The sequence below is a fragment of the Acidovorax sp. WCS2018Noco2-16 genome (genome assembly GCF_031843945.1).
In the GTDB taxonomy this organism is placed as follows: Bacteria; Pseudomonadota; Gammaproteobacteria; order Burkholderiales; family Burkholderiaceae_C; genus Paracidovorax.
Window position 1 is genome coordinate 171,577 of the sequence record NZ_JAVTJJ010000003.1, and the last position, 13,968, is coordinate 185,544.

Here is a 13,968-nt window from a genome sequence, read left to right on the forward strand (position 1 = left end):
GGGGGGCGAACAGTCGTTATCCGGCCGGAAAAGACTCAAGACAGCATTGACTGCGCCCCGACTCCGGCCTGTGGATCGGTACGCAGTCAATGGTCTCGCCCAGCACGTCGTGCAAAACCGCCGCATGCACCATAGACCGCAAGGGTCCAAGTTTGTTGATGCATGCTCCCTCGCGCTTTAAGCGGTCGGGCGGGCTACTCCCCAAAGACTGCGCGGATTGTACGAGCGACTTTCGATGGAAATTCGGGTAAATACGCCCCCAAACTGTTGAACTGCTGCAAAAAGTTCACCACAACAAACGAAACTATGGTTGATAATGGTTCCTGCCTTTCTGCCTTGCGGGAATGCAAGCTGCGGTGTTTGGTCGTTTCGCGTCTTTGAAGTCGTCACAGGTTTGTTGATTGCGTAAGAAGGCTCATCGCGTTTTCATGGTTTTTTGTAGGAGTCCTTCATGGGCAACAAACTTTACGTGGGCAACCTGCCCTATTCTTTCCGCGACAGCGACCTCGAGCAGACATTCAGCCAATTCGGCGCAGTGAACAGCGCCAAGGTCATGATGGAACGTGACACCGGCCGCTCCAAGGGTTTCGGCTTTGTCGAAATGAGCAACGATGCAGAAGCCCAAGCAGCTATTCAAGCTGTGCACGGCCAAAACTTCGGCGGCCGTGACCTGGTGGTCAACGAAGCCCGTCCAATGGAGCCACGTCCTCCCCGTAGCGGTGGTGGCTTCGGCGGCGGCGGCAATGGCGGCGGTGGCGGCTACGGCGGTGGTGGTGGCGGCGGTTACGGTGGTGGCGGCGGTGGCCGTAGCGGCGGCTTCGGCGGCGGCGGTGGTGGTGGTGGTGGTTACGGCGGTGGCCGCAGCAGCTACTAAGCACCGGTTTGCCTCGACGCTCACGCGTTGATCGCACCAGTCAAAAAGGCCCTTTCAGGGGCCTTTTTTCATGGGCGCTCGATTTATCGTTCCACTGCACAGAACCCCTTTTGAGGACTGATTTTTACCTTGCTTTTTTCAGGAATTTGTGGCGCATAATGTTTTGCGCGGCACTTCCGCGTCGAGGTCTGCGGTGATCCTTACATTTCGCGCATAGGGCGTCTCTCGTGATTAACTGGCTGCGTTTCCGGGACTCCATCGCTTCATTAATGTGTTTTTGAGGAGTCCCTCAATGGGCAACAAACTGTACGTCGGCAACCTGCCGTATTCCGTGCGTGACAGCGACCTTGAACAGGCATTTGGCCAGTTCGGAGCGGTTACCAGCGCCAAGGTGATGATGGAACGCGACACCGGCCGCTCCAAGGGCTTTGGCTTTGTTGAGATGGCCAGCGACGACGAGGCGCAGTCCGCGATCCACGGCATGAACGGCCAGCCTCTGGGCGGCCGGAGCATCGTGGTGAATGAGGCGCGCCCCATGGAGGCCCGCCCACCCCGTAGCGGTGGCTTTGGCGGCGGCGGTGGTGGTGGCGGCTTTGGTGGTGGCGGCCGCAGCGGCGGTGGTTACGGCGGTGGCGGCGGTGGCGGTGGTGGCCGTGAAGGCGGCGGCGGTGGTTTTGGTGGTGGGGGCGGCCGGGGTGATGGCGGGTTCCGCAGCCCCTACGGTTCCGGCTCGCGCAACGGCGGTGGCGGCGGTCGCGGCGGCGGCGGCGGCTACGGTGGTGGTGGTTACGGCGGCGGTGGTGGCGGCTACTGACCCCGCGTCGCGTGAATGACAGAAGGCTCCCTGAGAGCCTTTTTTTGTTTCTGGCGGGCTGCCGCGAAAGGCGTGCACGCGGTGCAGCCCGGCCCTCTCACCCCTTCACGAAGACGGCCCGGCGCCCCCGCCCTGGCGGTGCTTGCGCGGCCGTCCGGCCAGAAGTCGGTCGAAGAGCCCGTTGGGCAGCAGGCGCAACAACTTGGCGACGACGCCCATCTGCCAGGGAATCACGCGGTAGCTCACCCCTGCGCGAATGGCGCGGAAAGCCCGGTCAGCGAAGTCTTCGGGCTGCATGAGAAACGGCATGCCGTAGCGGTTCTGGCGTGTGAGGGGGGTGTCGATGTAGCCCGGGCAGAGCGTGACAACCCGCACGCCGGCCGGGCGCAGTTCACCGCGCAGGCTTTCGCAGTAGCTGATGACGGCCGCCTTGCTGGAGCAGTAGGCGCCGTGGCCCGGCAGCCCGCGAATGCCGGCCACGCTGCCAATGCCGACCAGCGCGCCGCTGCCGCGCTGCACCATGCCGTTCACAAAGGGCTGGAAGGTGGCGGCCATGCCGAGGTTGTTGGTGGCAAAGGTGCGCGCCATGACGTCCAGGTCTTCGCGCAGCGCCGTGTCCATGCCGACGCTGATGCCGGCATTGGCGATGACGACATCCGGCAGCCCCTGCGACTGCAGGCACGCCTGGCCGGCCGCGACGATGCTGTCGGGTAGCGTGACATCAGCGCTATATATTTGATAGCTATCAGCGCTTATTCCATGGGCGCTAACCCATGATTTGACCTCATCCGTTCGGCGGGCTGCCAGCGCGAGCCGGTAACCGGCCTGGTGAAAGCGCCAAGCCAGCGCCTGGCCGATGCCGCTGGAGGCGCCGGTGATAAAGACCAAAGGGGACAACGAGGCCATGCGATTCGCTCCGGAGTTGGGGGACGACGCGGCCCGTGCCGTGTCAGCGCTGGGCCGCGGCGCCGGGAGCGGGCTGCAGTGTGCCGCGCACGCGGCCGCGCAACTGCACGATCTGGTCGAGGTTGTCGTAGTCCATCTGGTCGGCGGTGAACTGGTCGCTACCGCGCGTGAGCGTGACGGGTTGGTCCGACTTCACCCGCTCCGAGTTGACCCAGATGTGCAGGAATTCACCCCGGAATTCCAGGCGCGGCAGCGGCTCGCGGCCTTTGCGGGGCAGCGATTCGCGCGTGACGATGGCATTGCCGAACAGTTGCACCTCAGAGCCGTCGCCATTGGACAGCGCGCGGTTGGCAGTGGCCGTGGTGACGCGGCCTTCCGGCGTGACCGAGCGCATGCGCGCCTGGTCGACTTCGAGCGTGTCGGTGTCTTCGTAGTGGCGCGCCATGTCGCCGCGCATGTCGCTTTCCAGCCGGCCGGTGGCGTCGAAGTTCTTCACTGAGAAGGTGCGCATGAAATAGTCGGGCTCGTGCGTCGGCACGCGGGCCGTTTCAACCTGGGGCGGCTTGGGTGCGTTGCGCACGAGCCACCAGGTGCCCAGCGCCAGCAAACACATCAGCGCCACGGGCAGATAGAGAGAGAGCCGGTCCCAGCCCAGGCGCATGCGGTTGGCCAGGATCATGCGTAGTCCGCCAGCAGCGCGGCGTAGCGGCCGCTGGCCACCAGCAACAGGTCGCAGAATTCGCGCGCCGCGCCCGCGCCGCCTGGCGCGGTGGTGACGTAATGGGCCACCGCGCGGGCTTCGATGTGGGCATGCGCGGGCGAGCAGGCCAGTGCGGCGCGGCGCATGACGGGCAGATCGGGCCAGTCGTCGCCCATGGCCGCCGCCTGGCTCCAGCCCAGGCCCAACTCGGCCAGGATCTGCTCGGCGGCGGGGCGCTTGTCTTCAGTGCCGAAACGCGCATGCACCACGCCCAGGGCGTTCAGGCGCAGGCGCAGCGCAGGCGCGTCGCGGCCGGTGATGACGGCCGGCACGATGCCGGCGCGATGCAGCAGCTTGATGCCGTGGCCGTCGAGCGTGTGAAAGCGCTTGAGCGTCTCGCCCGCTTCTGAAAAATAGAGGCTGCCGTCGGTCAGAACGCCATCGACGTCGAAGAAAACCACGCGCACGTCCTGCGCCTTGAGCAACAGTTCCGGGTCGTGCTGCAGGGCCGGGCGCAGGGGTGCAAGGTGGGGAGGCAAAAGGTGGGAAGGGGTCACAGTGGCAGCACTATCCATCAGATCACCTTCGCGCGCATGAGGTCGCCGATATGCACCACGCCCACCAGCAGCCCGGCCTCGTCGGTCACCAGCACGCTGGTGATGCCGTGGCGCTCCATGAGGGCGGCGGCGTCCACGGCCAGTGCGTCGCGGGGAATGGTGCGCGGGCCGGCATGCATGACCTCGCCGGCCGTAGCGCCGCGCAAATCGGCACCGGCCTCGATGCGGCGGCGCAGATCGCCGTCGGTGAACACGCCCAGCAGCCGGCCTTCGGCACCGACCACAGCAGAGGAGCCCAGCCGCTTGGCACTCATTTCGCGCATGAGTTCGCTGAATGAGGCCCCGGGCAGCACGCGCGGCACCTCGTCGCCTGTGCGCATGACGTCGCCCACATGTGTGAGCAGCTTGCGGCCCAGCGCGCCACCAGGGTGCGACCGGGCGAAGTCTTCAGGCCTAAAACCCCGCGCGTCCAGCAGCGCCACTGCCAGGGCGTCGCCCATGGCCAGTTGCGCGGTGGTGCTGGTGGTCGGCGCCAGATTGAGCGGGCAGGCCTCGCGCTCGACGCTGCAGTCCAGCACCGTGTCGGCATGGCGGGCCAGCGTGGACTGCAGGCCCCCGGTCATCGCGATCAGCGCGGCGCCCAGGCGCTTGAGCACCGGCAGCAGCACGGTGAGTTCGTTGCTCTCGCCGCTGTTGGATATCGCCAGCACCAGATCGCCCTGCGTGACCATGCCCAGGTCGCCATGGCTAGCCTCGGCCGGGTGCACGAAGAAGGCGGGCGTGCCCGTGGAGGCGAGCGTGGCGGCGATCTTGCGGCCCACATGGCCGCTCTTGCCCATGCCCATCACGACCACGCGGCCGGGGGTGTCCAGCATGCGGCGCACGGCGTCGACGAATGGGTCGCCCAGCCGCGCGGCCATGCTGCCCAGCGCGGCGGCCTCGATGGCGAAGGTTTCGCGGGCCAGGCGCAAAACCTCGGCGGCGTCGAAAGGCGGCAAAACGGCGGGAGCGGATGACATGGGGGCCGATTCTATCGACCGGCCCCTGACCATTGCAGGCAGCTGGGCTAGCATGGGGGATGTCTTCGCTCGCGCTCACCTTGCTGTACCTGCTGGCCGCCGTGCTGGGCGTGGTGGTGTGCCGCAGCCTGAAGCTGCCGCCCATGCTGGGTTACCTGGCAGCGGGCATTCTGATCGGGCCGCACGCGCTGGCCCTGGCGCAGGATTCCGAAGGGGTGCGCCATTTGGGTGAATTCGGGGTGGTGTTCCTCATGTTCGCCATCGGGCTGGAGTTCAGCCTGTCCAAGCTGCGGGCCATGCGGCGCTACGTGTTCGGCCTGGGGTTGATGCAGGTGGCGGGCACCATGGCGATCGGCATGGGCGGCGTGCTGCTGCTGGCCCGCTGGGCCGGCGGCGTGTGGGACGTGGGCTGGCAGACCGCGCTGGCGCTGGCCGGCACGCTGGTGATGAGCAGCACGGCCATCGTCGTCAAGCTGATGGCCGAGCGCGCCGAACTGGAAACCGAGCACGGCCGCCGCGTGCTGGGCATTCTGCTGTTCCAGGACCTGGCCGTGGTGCCGCTGCTGGTATTGATTCCCGCGCTGGGCTCGTCGCCTGAACGGCTGATGGTGGCGCTGGGGCTGGCGCTGCTCAAGGCCACGGTGCTGGTGGGCGTGCTGCTGGTGGGCGGGCAGCGCGTGATGCGCTGGTGGCTCACCCTGGTGGCGCGGCGCAAGAGCGAAGAGCTCTTCATGCTGAACCTGCTGCTCATCACGCTGGGCCTGGCCTGGCTGACCGAGCTGGCAGGCCTGTCGCTGGCGTTGGGCGCGTTCATCGCGGGCGTGCTGGTGTCCGAGACCGAATACCGCCATCAGGTGGAAACGGACATCCGCCCGTTCCATGACGTGTTGCTGGGCCTGTTCTTCATCACCGTGGGCATGCTGCTGGACTGGCATATCTTGCTGGAGCGCTGGGGCGTGGTGCTGTTGCTGCTGGTGGTGCCGATCTTGCTGAAGCTGGGCATCATCTTGCTGCTGGCGCGCGGCATGGGCGCGACGACAGGCGTGTCGCTGCGCACGGGCCTGTATCTGGCGCAGGCGGGCGAATTCGGCTTCGTGCTGCTGTCGCTGACACGCGAGCACGACCTGGTGCCTGCGGCGCTGATGAACCCCATCCTTGCAGCGATGGTGCTGTCGATGCTGGCCACGCCCTTTCTCATCATGTACAGCAACCGCATCGTGATGAAGCTGGTGGCCAGCGACTGGCTGCAGCAGTCGCTGCAAATGACGACCATTGCACGCAAGTCCATCAACACGAACAAGCACGTGCTCATCTGCGGCTACGGGCGTTGCGGCCAGAACCTGGCGCGCATGCTGGAGCGCGAAAACATTCCTTACCTGGCGCTCGACCTGGACCCCGACCGTGTGCGGCAGGCGGCAGCGGCTGGCGATTCGGTGGTGTACGGCGACGCCACCCGGCTGCAGGCGCTGATGGCCGCAGGCCTGGCCCGCGCCAGCGCCGTAGTGGTGACCTATCTGGACATTCCTGCTGCGCTGAAGGTGTTGGTGCACACCAGCGCGCACGCATCGCACGTGCCGGTGGTGGTGCGCACGCAGGACGACCAGCATCTGGACCGCCTGCAGGCTGCGGGCGCGACGGAGGTCGTGCCCGAGGCCATCGAGGGTTCGCTGATGCTGGCCAGCCACGCGATGGCGCTGGTCGGCGTGCCCATGCGGCGCGTGCTGCGGCGTGTGCAGGAGCAGCGCGACGCGCGCTACAACCTGCTGCGCGGCTACTTCCACGGAGCGGACGATGACACCGCGTCGGAGCGGGACCAGGAACGGCTGGCGTCCATCACCCTGCCACCGGGCAGCGCGGCACTGGGTAAATTGTTGGGTGGCCTGGCCTTGCATGAGGTGGGCGCCCAGGTGGTCAGCCTGCGGCGGGGCACGGGCGAGATGTCTGCGGCCGACCCGGGCGCGCAGCTGGCCGAAGGCGACACCCTGGTGGTGTCCGGCCACCCCACGGCGCTGGCGCTGGCCGAAGACCGCTTGCTGCGCGGTTGAGAAAAGCGCGGCTCGGGCGCCCTGTCAGTGCGCGGTCGCCAGCTGATCGGCAGGCGCCGGGCGACCGAACAGATAGCCTTGAAAGCGCCGGCAGCCGTTGCGTAGCAGAAATTCGCGCTGGCCTTCGGTTTCCACGCCTTCGGCCACCACATCCAGGCCCAGGCTGTGCGCCAGGGCCACGATGGTGCAGGCGATGGCGGCGTCGTTTGGGTCGGTAAGCACGTCGCGAACAAAGCTCTGGTCGATCTTCAACTGATCGAGAGGCAAGCGCTTGAGGTAGCCCAGCGACGAGTAGCCGGTGCCGAAATCGTCGAGCGAGAAGCCGACGCCCTGCTCGCGCAGCACTTGCATCTTGGCAATGGTGTCTTCCACGTCCTGCAACAACAGGCTCTCCGTTAACTCGATCTTCAGCCGGCGCGGGCTTGCCCCGCTTTCTTGCAGCGCAGCCACCACCTGCTGCACAAAGCCGGCATGACGGAACTCGTACGCGCTGACGTTCACGGCCACGGTCCAGTCCGCCGTTTCCGGCTGGGCGGACCACTGCGCCAGTTGTTCGCAGGCGACGCGCAGCATCAACCGCCCCAGCGGCATGATCAAACCGGTCTGCTCCGCCACCGCGATGAATTCGCCAGGTGACACCATGCCACGCTGCGGGTGCTGCCAGCGCACCAGCGCCTCGGCTCCGAGCACGCGCCCATCGGCATCCACCACGGGCTGGTAATGGGGGAAAAATTCCGACCGCTGCAGCCCCAGGCGCATGTCGGCCTCCAGCGCCGAGCGGGCCGAAGCGGCCGCCTGCATGGCCGGATCGAAAAAGCACAGCGTGTTGCGCCCCTGCGCCTTGGCTTGGTACATGGCCAGGTCGGCGCGCTGCAGCAGCTCATGCACCGTCTGGCTGCGACCGTTGAACAGCGCCGCGCCAATGCTGGGGGTGTTGTGCACCTCCCGGCCACCCAATATGTAGGGCAGGTTCAGCAGCCCCAGCAGCTTCTGGCCGACCACTTTGGCTTCCACCACCGCCGCCATTTCATGCTCGTGCAAGCCAGGCAACACCACCACGAATTCGTCGCCGCCGATGCGCGCCACGGTGTCGCTGGAACGCAGGCCGGCTGCCAGTCGCCGCGCCACCAGCACCAGCAGTTGGTCGCCCCATTCATGGCCCAGGGTGTCGTTGATGCTTTTGAAGTTGTCGAGATCGAGGAACAGCAGTGCTCCGTAATTGCCGACGCGGCCACTGATGGCGATGGCTCGCTCGATGCGGTCCATCACCAGGCGGCGATTGGGCAGGCCAGTGAGTTCGTCAAAGAATGCCAGCCGCTCGATTTCCGCCTCGGCGCGTTTGCGCTCGGTGATGTCGCGCCCCACGCCACGGTAGCCCAAAAATTCTCCTTCCGCGCCGTAGAACGGCTCCCCGCTGATCGACACCCAGGTCTGCGAACCGTCGTCACCGCTGTATTGCATCTGCAGATCCTGGAACACCTCCCGCGCCTGCAACTGCGCCTGGTGGGCCTGCCAATGCGCCTCCGACAAGCCTCGGGAAGGCAGCTCCCAACGGGTCTTGCCCAGAAACCCTTCCTCTGGCAGGCCGATGTTCACCCGGTGCGCGCCTTCCATGCGAACGAAGCGGAATTGGGCGTCCTGCTCCCAGTACCAGTCGGACGACAGCTGGGTCAGGCTGCGCCAGCGCGACTCACTGGTGCGCAGCGCCTCCTGCGTCGCCACGTAGTCGGTCACGTCGGTGAAGGTGCGCACGCGCCCGCCGCCATCAAGCGGCCGGGTGCGCACTTCGACGTGGCGGCCGGTGTGGGTGCGGCGCAGGTACACCTCGGGCATCTGCAGGCGCCCGCCATGCGCGGCGTATTCAGAGCGGACGTAATCGCGCGCACTGGGCTCGATAGCATGAAAGGCGTCGCCGAAATCGCCGCGCTCGGCCTGAAAGCGCACCACGTCCTCCACTTTCGGGGCGCCTTCCAACAAGGACTCGGGCAGGTCCAGCAGCTCAAGATAGCGGCGGTTGTAGACGCGGATGCGCCCTTGCGCATCGACGTTGGTGATGCCCTGGGCCACGGCCGCCAGGGTGCCCTCCAGCGCACGGGTCTGCTCCACCAGGCGCGCGGTGGTGCTGGCCAGCTGATCTTCGGAGGCACGGCGCGCGGACTCTGCGCGCTGCGCCATCTCCATCTGCACGAGCGTACCCAGCAAGGGCTGCAGGCCGCGCAGGGGGTCATTCGCATAGCCGCCGGCCCGGCCCGCCAGCAGCAGCAGCGCTACCGGCTCACCACCGACCGTGAAGGACTGGGCAGCGCAAGGCTGGGCGGGCACGACACCGTCCGGCCAGTCGCTGCCCGAGCTTGCGTTGCGCTCCTGAACGACCATCGCCTGGGAGGCCAGCGCCTGCACCAGCAGTCCTTCGGGAGCCTGTGCCGTAGCGGGTAGCGTCCAGGCGCTGTCTTCGGCCGGAGCCTGACCTGGCGGCCAGGATCCGGCGACGCAGAGCATCCGCAACGCACGCGCACGGCCCTGGCCGGCGACTGCGGGCTGCGCCACCGGCGAGGGCAACGTGGGTGATGAAGTTGGTGATGAAGGCACTGTCTCATCCTGCTGCACACGGGCCAGAAAACCGCAGTGGCTGGACGTATGCGCCAGCAGCTCCTTCAGCAGCAATCTGAACGCGGCAGAGGCGTCGCCGCCGATGAAAAGCGATTGCGCCTGCGAGATGGCGTTCAGCACACGGTGCTCGCGCGCCTGCAGCGTTTGTGCCGCCTCGCGTGCGCACGCCGCACTGAATTGCTCCAGCACGGCTTCGATTTGGGCCGGCACGGCCAGCAGGTAGGCGTGGGCCGCATCGCGAACGATGAAGTCGCGGAAGCCGTGGCGCAGGGCTGGCGCGGCCCGGTCGGCGCCGCCCTCTGGCACCGCCATCAACACAGGAACGTCGTGCGCCATTTCCAGCACATCGAATGCGCCGCCGTCGGCCAGTTGCTCGGCTGCCACGATGACGTCGAAGCCACCCGCCGCCAGGTGTTGCCAGGCATCGGCCACCGTGGGTGCCAACTCGACACGCCAGCCCAGCCAGGCGTCGGCCAAAGCGCGCACCAGCGCCCGGGAGTGGGCCGCATCACTGTCGACAAGCAGTACGGAAATGGGCATGGGCGCCGAGCTTTCATCGAGAAAGGCCCCGCAGGCCGCGGAGGCTGGGCGTGTCGGTGCCGACGCGGCCATTATGCGACGGGAGCATGCCCCTGTTTACACTGGAAGGGCGGCCGGGCTGCACGGCAGGCCCCCTCTGTCCACACCGCTTGCCCCCGCGCCCTTCCATCCATTCTCTCCCCCTATCTCGGCACCCACATGCAGCATTTCAGCGTCAACGACTACCTGCGCCAGCACATCCGCACCGTGGCAGACTGGCCGGCGCCTGGCGTGCAGTTTCGGGACATCACACCGTTGCTTCAGGACCCGAAGGTGTTCCGCGTGATGATCGACGCGTTCGTTCACCGCTACATGGACCGCGCGCTGCGGCCCGACGTGGTGGCCGGGCTGGACGCGCGCGGTTTCATTCTGGGCGCGGTGGTGGCCTACGAGCTGAACGTCGGCTTCGTGCCGATTCGCAAGAAAGGCAAGCTGCCTTTCACCACGGTCGAGGAAACCTATGAACTCGAATACGGCAGCGCCACCGTCGAGCTGCATGCCGACGCGGTGAAACCCGGCGACCGGGTGCTGCTGATCGACGACCTGATCGCCACCGGCGGCACCATGATGGCCGGCAAGAACCTGCTGGAGAAGCTGGGCGCCACCGTCACCGAAGGCGCGGCCATTGTCGACCTGCCCGAGTTGGGCGGCTCGCGGCGTCTGACACAGGCAGGGCTGCCGCTCTTCACGCTGGTGGACTTCTCCGGCCATTGAAGGCGCGCAGACCCTCGGGGTGAGGCGGATGGATTACAGCTGCCCGTACTGCGTGTTGCTGAGATCGGGCAGGCGCGAATCCGGGGCTGGCATCTCGGTGTCTTCAAACCCGGTGCGGCCGTAAGTGGGCGTGCGCAGCGGGCCTGTGCGCACGGTCTCGCCCGGCAGCACCGCCGGTGCGCCCGCAGATGCGGCTGGGCGGGCCGAAGCAGCATTGAGCAACGCACGCTTGAAGGCTTCCACTTCGTCGGCTTCGATCGGCTCGAAACGCCCAGCAGAGCGCGGAGTTTCTGCCGTGGCGGCAACTGTTGCCGCAGCGATGCCCACAGCCGCGCCAGCGGGCAAGGCAGCAGCAGGCTGCACGACGGCAGGCGCTGCGGCGGTGGCCGGTGGCTGAGGCGCCGCAGCGGGCGCCTGACGGGGCGGCAGGATGGGCGCTGGGCGCACCACAGGCGCCACCACCACCGGCGGCGCAAGCGGCGCCGGCTGCAACGATGGCGACGTGGGCGCAGCCGCAGCAGTGGGTGGGGTCGCGGCAGCAGCAGGTGCAGCAGCGCTTGTTGCCACCTGGTCGTTGATACGCCAATACACCGCCGTGACCTGAATGTCGAACCGCGACTTGGCCGTCTGCGCGATCAGCGACTCGATCTCGCTCAGGCGCACTGTTTCGCCGCCGTATTCGCGCGCCAGATCGACCATGGCCAGAAACTGGTGGCCGCGCTGGTCCAGCGACAGCACCTTGAATTTATAGCCCGCAGACAGTACACCGGCCCGCACCATGGCGTCGCGCACCACGGTGTAGAGCATTTCGCGGCGCTCCATGCGTTCGTTGCGGCGCAGGGGAGCAGGGTCGGCCGGCGGCTGCAGATGCGGCTCGACCGGCACGCGGCCGTTGGGGCGCCCGGCAGAGGGCGACAGGGCCGCGTGGGAGCTCAGCTGCGCCGAAGGCGCCGACACACCGGAACGCTGTGGCGTTTTTTTGCGGGAAAACCAGCTGAACAGAGACATGCCGTACCTTCGGATAGCGCGGGAAAAAGATCCGAATCGAGTGTAGCCCGCCAACGCGCTGCCACAGAGGCCCAGGCGTCCCCCAGGCGCTCAGGTGGCGGCGATACGACGGCGGCGGTTGCTCAGGCGGCGCGCCAGCACGGCCCCGGCGGCCATCGTCACCTGCAAAGCGACGGAAGGCTGGCGGTTGGCCAGTTCGGTGAAGCGCATTGCCGTCAGGCTCCACAGCACGCAGGGTGCGCTGGTTTGCACGGTGGCGTTGCGGGGGCGGTGCGAGAAGAAGCCGCCCTCTCCCACGATGGAGCCCGCACTGACCATGGCCAGGCGCAGCCGGGCTTTCTCATCTTCGAAATGCACGCTGAGGCTGCCGCTTTCAACCAGATAGAGCGTGCGGTCCAGCTCGCCCTGGCGAAACAGCACATGGCCCGTGGGCAGCGACAGCGGCAGCAGGTAAGGCGCCAGTGCATCCCACTGCTCGGGGTTCAGCACGTTGTCCATGCCGTCTTCCGACGCGGACTCCGACTGCAGCGCCTGCAGCAGCAGACGCATGTCGGGACGGGAGGTGGGAGTGTTCATGACGGCGCTCATCGGCGGCGACCGTACCCGTGAATGCCGCACTGCACAAGCAGCCCTTACGCCTGATTACAACCTGGGGCGCGACGGCCGTCGCGCCCACCGGCCGGCGCGGGCATCACTTGCCGATGCAGAAGCTGGAAAAGATCACGCCCAACAGGTCGTCGGACGTGAACTCGCCGGTAATGGCGTTCAGTGCCTGCTGCGCCAGCCGCAGTTCTTCGGCCAGCAGATCGAGCGCCGGCCCCGCCGCGTGCAGTTGGGCCGCCGCTTCCATCAGGTGGCCATCCACCGCCTGCAGCGCGGCGATATGGCGGGCGCGGGCGATGTAGAGGCCTTCGGGAGCGGCTTGCCAGCCGGCCACCTCCAGCAGCAGGCGCCGCAGCGCATCAAGCCCGGCGCCGGTGCGCGCGGACAGCCGCACGGACGGGCGGGAGGTATCGGTTGACCCCACGGCGACCACGTCGCCCACCAGGCAATCGAGCTTGTTCCATACGTCGATGACTGGCACGTTTTCAAGCACTTTTTGGCCGATAGCGCTTGCTACTTGGGCCTCCGCAGCTATGTATTCAGGAGCATCAGCACGGCTCAAGTCGTGCAGGAACAGCACCGCATCGGCGGCGGCGATCTCGTCCCAGGCGCGGGCGATGCCGATCTTTTCCACCTCGTCATCGCTCTCGCGCAGGCCGGCCGTGTCGATCACGTGCAGCGGCACGCCTTCGATCTGGATGGTCTGCTGCACCTTGTCGCGCGTGGTGCCGGCGATCGGCGTGACGATGGCCAGTTCGGCGCCGGCCAGGGCGTTCAGCAGCGAGCTTTTGCCCGCGTTGGGCTGCCCGGCGATGACGACCTTGATGCCTTCGCGCAGCAGCGCGCCCTGCGTGGCGCGGCGCATCACGCCCGCCAGGGTCTGCTGCAGATTCGATAGCTGCCCGTGCGCGTCTGCCTTGCGCAGGAAGTCGATTTCTTCTTCAGGAAAGTCCAGCGTGGCCTCGACCAGCATGCGCAGGTGCACGAGCGCGTCGCGCAGCGCATGGATCTCTTGCGAGAACGCGCCGGCCAGCGAGCGGCTGGCGCTGCGCGCGGCCGCTTCGGTGCTGGCGTCTATCAGGTCGGCAATGGCTTCGGCCTGGGCCAGGTCGATCTTGTCGTTGAGAAAGGCGCGTTCGGTGAATTCACCGGGCTGCGCCAGCCGCAGGCCGGGCAGCACGTGCGCGCCGCTGGCGCCATCCACCGCGGCAGCGGCTTCGAGGCAGCGCGCCAGCAGCAGCTGCAGCACCACCGGCCCGCCGTGCGCCTGCAGCTCCAGCACGTCTTCGCCGGTGTAGCTGTGCGGCGCGGGAAAGTAGAGCGCCAGGCCCTGGTCGATGGGCTGGCCCGCCGCATCGCGAAACGGCAGATAGGTGGCCTCGCGCGGCTTCAACGCCCGGCCGCAAAGGGCCTGAACCAGCGCCCCCAAGCCCTTGCCCGACACGCGCACGATGCCCACGGCGCCGCGCCCGGGAGCGGTGGCAACGGCGGCGATGGGGTCGGTGTGGCGGGGCAGCATGGGCGCGAGGGGACCGGCAG

11 protein-coding genes, 1 pseudogene and 1 riboswitch are annotated in these 13,968 nt (G+C 67.2%); of the genes and pseudogenes, 4 read left to right on the forward strand and 8 right to left on the reverse strand.

Annotated elements, in window-relative coordinates; all coding sequences use genetic code 11:
- Window positions 1–12 precede the first annotated feature (12 nt).
- A riboswitch (yybP-ykoY riboswitch) is annotated at window positions 13–215 on the reverse strand.
- A gap of 236 nt (window positions 216–451) precedes the next feature.
- Together RQI28_RS10280 and RQI28_RS10285 are read left to right on the forward strand one after the other, a co-directional pair.
- Window positions 452–859 (forward strand): annotated as a pseudogene (locus tag RQI28_RS10280) (RNA recognition motif domain-containing protein); the annotation flags it as partial.
- A 307-nt stretch (window positions 860–1,166) separates the two neighbouring features.
- On the forward strand, window positions 1,167–1,688 hold the full coding sequence (locus RQI28_RS10285; protein WP_311223274.1) for an RNA-binding protein: 522 nt from the start codon (window positions 1,167–1,169) through the stop codon (window positions 1,686–1,688).
- Window positions 1,689–1,793: 105 nt separating this feature from the next.
- Here RQI28_RS10285 and RQI28_RS10290 read toward each other — a convergent pair whose 3' ends face one another.
- The 4 genes from RQI28_RS10290 to RQI28_RS10305 are packed head-to-tail and all read right to left on the reverse strand — an operon-like array spanning window position 1,794 to window position 4,870.
- On the reverse strand, window positions 1,794–2,594 hold the full coding sequence (locus RQI28_RS10290; RefSeq protein ID WP_311223275.1) for an SDR family oxidoreductase: 801 nt from the start codon (window positions 2,592–2,594) through the stop codon (window positions 1,794–1,796).
- Between the two features lie 43 nt (window positions 2,595–2,637).
- The gene (lptC, locus tag RQI28_RS10295; RefSeq protein ID WP_404976890.1) at window positions 2,638–3,273 is read right to left on the reverse strand and encodes an LPS export ABC transporter periplasmic protein LptC; all 636 of its coding nucleotides are present in this window, start codon (window positions 3,271–3,273) and stop codon (window positions 2,638–2,640) included.
- Entirely contained in the window at window positions 3,270–3,869 is a 600-nt protein-coding gene (locus RQI28_RS10300; protein ID WP_404976889.1) for a KdsC family phosphatase, read from the reverse strand. The genes lptC and RQI28_RS10300 overlap by 4 nt, the downstream gene beginning before the upstream one ends.
- Window positions 3,869–4,870 carry a KpsF/GutQ family sugar-phosphate isomerase gene (locus tag RQI28_RS10305; protein ID WP_311223277.1) on the reverse strand — a complete coding sequence of 334 codons (1,002 nt, stop codon included), beginning with the start codon at window positions 4,868–4,870 and terminating at the stop codon, window positions 3,869–3,871. Before RQI28_RS10305 ends, RQI28_RS10300 begins: the two co-directional genes overlap by 1 nt.
- 59 nt (window positions 4,871–4,929) lie before the next feature.
- Here RQI28_RS10305 and RQI28_RS10310 point away from each other — a divergent pair, with 59 nt between their 5' ends.
- A complete protein-coding gene (locus RQI28_RS10310) occupies window positions 4,930–6,915 on the forward strand; it encodes a monovalent cation:proton antiporter-2 (CPA2) family protein (RefSeq protein ID WP_311223278.1) in 1,986 nt (661 codons plus the stop codon).
- A gap of 24 nt (window positions 6,916–6,939) precedes the next feature.
- On the opposite strand, the gene RQI28_RS10315 is transcribed toward RQI28_RS10310, so the two are convergent.
- Window positions 6,940–10,065, reverse strand: a complete 3,126-nt coding sequence (locus RQI28_RS10315) for an EAL domain-containing protein (RefSeq protein ID WP_311223279.1) — start codon at window positions 10,063–10,065, stop codon at window positions 6,940–6,942.
- A gap of 198 nt (window positions 10,066–10,263) precedes the next feature.
- On the opposite strand from RQI28_RS10315, the gene RQI28_RS10320 reads away from it, so the two are divergent.
- Window positions 10,264–10,818 (forward strand): adenine phosphoribosyltransferase, encoded by a 555-nt coding sequence (locus RQI28_RS10320; RefSeq protein ID WP_311223280.1) that lies wholly within the window; start codon window positions 10,264–10,266, stop codon window positions 10,816–10,818.
- A 33-nt stretch (window positions 10,819–10,851) separates the two neighbouring features.
- Here the strand turns inward: RQI28_RS10320 and RQI28_RS10325 are convergent, their stop codons facing one another.
- The 3 genes from RQI28_RS10325 to mnmE all read right to left on the reverse strand — a co-directional run bounded on the left by RQI28_RS10325 (window position 10,852) and on the right by mnmE (window position 13,948).
- Window positions 10,852–11,826, reverse strand: a complete 975-nt coding sequence (locus RQI28_RS10325) for a hypothetical protein (protein WP_311223281.1) — start codon at window positions 11,824–11,826, stop codon at window positions 10,852–10,854.
- 90 nt (window positions 11,827–11,916) lie between these two features.
- Window positions 11,917–12,402 (reverse strand): cyclic nucleotide-binding domain-containing protein, encoded by a 486-nt coding sequence (locus RQI28_RS10330; protein WP_311223282.1) that lies wholly within the window; start codon window positions 12,400–12,402, stop codon window positions 11,917–11,919.
- 115 nt (window positions 12,403–12,517) lie between these two features.
- Complete coding sequence (mnmE, locus tag RQI28_RS10335; RefSeq protein ID WP_311223283.1) at window positions 12,518–13,948, reverse strand: tRNA uridine-5-carboxymethylaminomethyl(34) synthesis GTPase MnmE; 1,431 nt, start codon at window positions 13,946–13,948, stop codon at window positions 12,518–12,520.
- Window positions 13,949–13,968: the final 20 nt, after the last annotated feature.

Excerpts from the sequence above, each read along its gene's own strand:
- RQI28_RS10285 (WP_311223274.1), top strand. The coding sequence starts at position 1,167 with ATGGGCAACAAACTGTACGTCGGCAACCTGCCGTATTCCGTGCGTGAC.
- RQI28_RS10290 (WP_311223275.1), bottom strand. The coding sequence starts at position 2,594 with ATGGCCTCGTTGTCCCCTTTGGTCTTTATCACCGGCGCCTCCAGCGGC.
- lptC (WP_404976890.1), bottom strand. The coding sequence starts at position 3,273 with ATGATCCTGGCCAACCGCATGCGCCTGGGCTGGGACCGGCTCTCTCTC.
- RQI28_RS10300 (WP_404976889.1), bottom strand. The coding sequence starts at position 3,869 with ATGGATAGTGCTGCCACTGTGACCCCTTCCCACCTTTTGCCTCCCCAC.
- RQI28_RS10305 (WP_311223277.1), bottom strand. The coding sequence starts at position 4,870 with ATGTCATCCGCTCCCGCCGTTTTGCCGCCTTTCGACGCCGCCGAGGTT.
- RQI28_RS10310 (WP_311223278.1), top strand. The coding sequence starts at position 4,930 with ATGTCTTCGCTCGCGCTCACCTTGCTGTACCTGCTGGCCGCCGTGCTG.
- RQI28_RS10315 (WP_311223279.1), bottom strand. The coding sequence starts at position 10,065 with ATGCCCATTTCCGTACTGCTTGTCGACAGTGATGCGGCCCACTCCCGG.
- RQI28_RS10320 (WP_311223280.1), top strand. The coding sequence starts at position 10,264 with ATGCAGCATTTCAGCGTCAACGACTACCTGCGCCAGCACATCCGCACC.
- RQI28_RS10325 (WP_311223281.1), bottom strand. The coding sequence starts at position 11,826 with ATGTCTCTGTTCAGCTGGTTTTCCCGCAAAAAAACGCCACAGCGTTCC.
- RQI28_RS10330 (WP_311223282.1), bottom strand. The coding sequence starts at position 12,402 with ATGAACACTCCCACCTCCCGTCCCGACATGCGTCTGCTGCTGCAGGCG.
- mnmE (WP_311223283.1), bottom strand. The coding sequence starts at position 13,948 with ATGCTGCCCCGCCACACCGACCCCATCGCCGCCGTTGCCACCGCTCCC.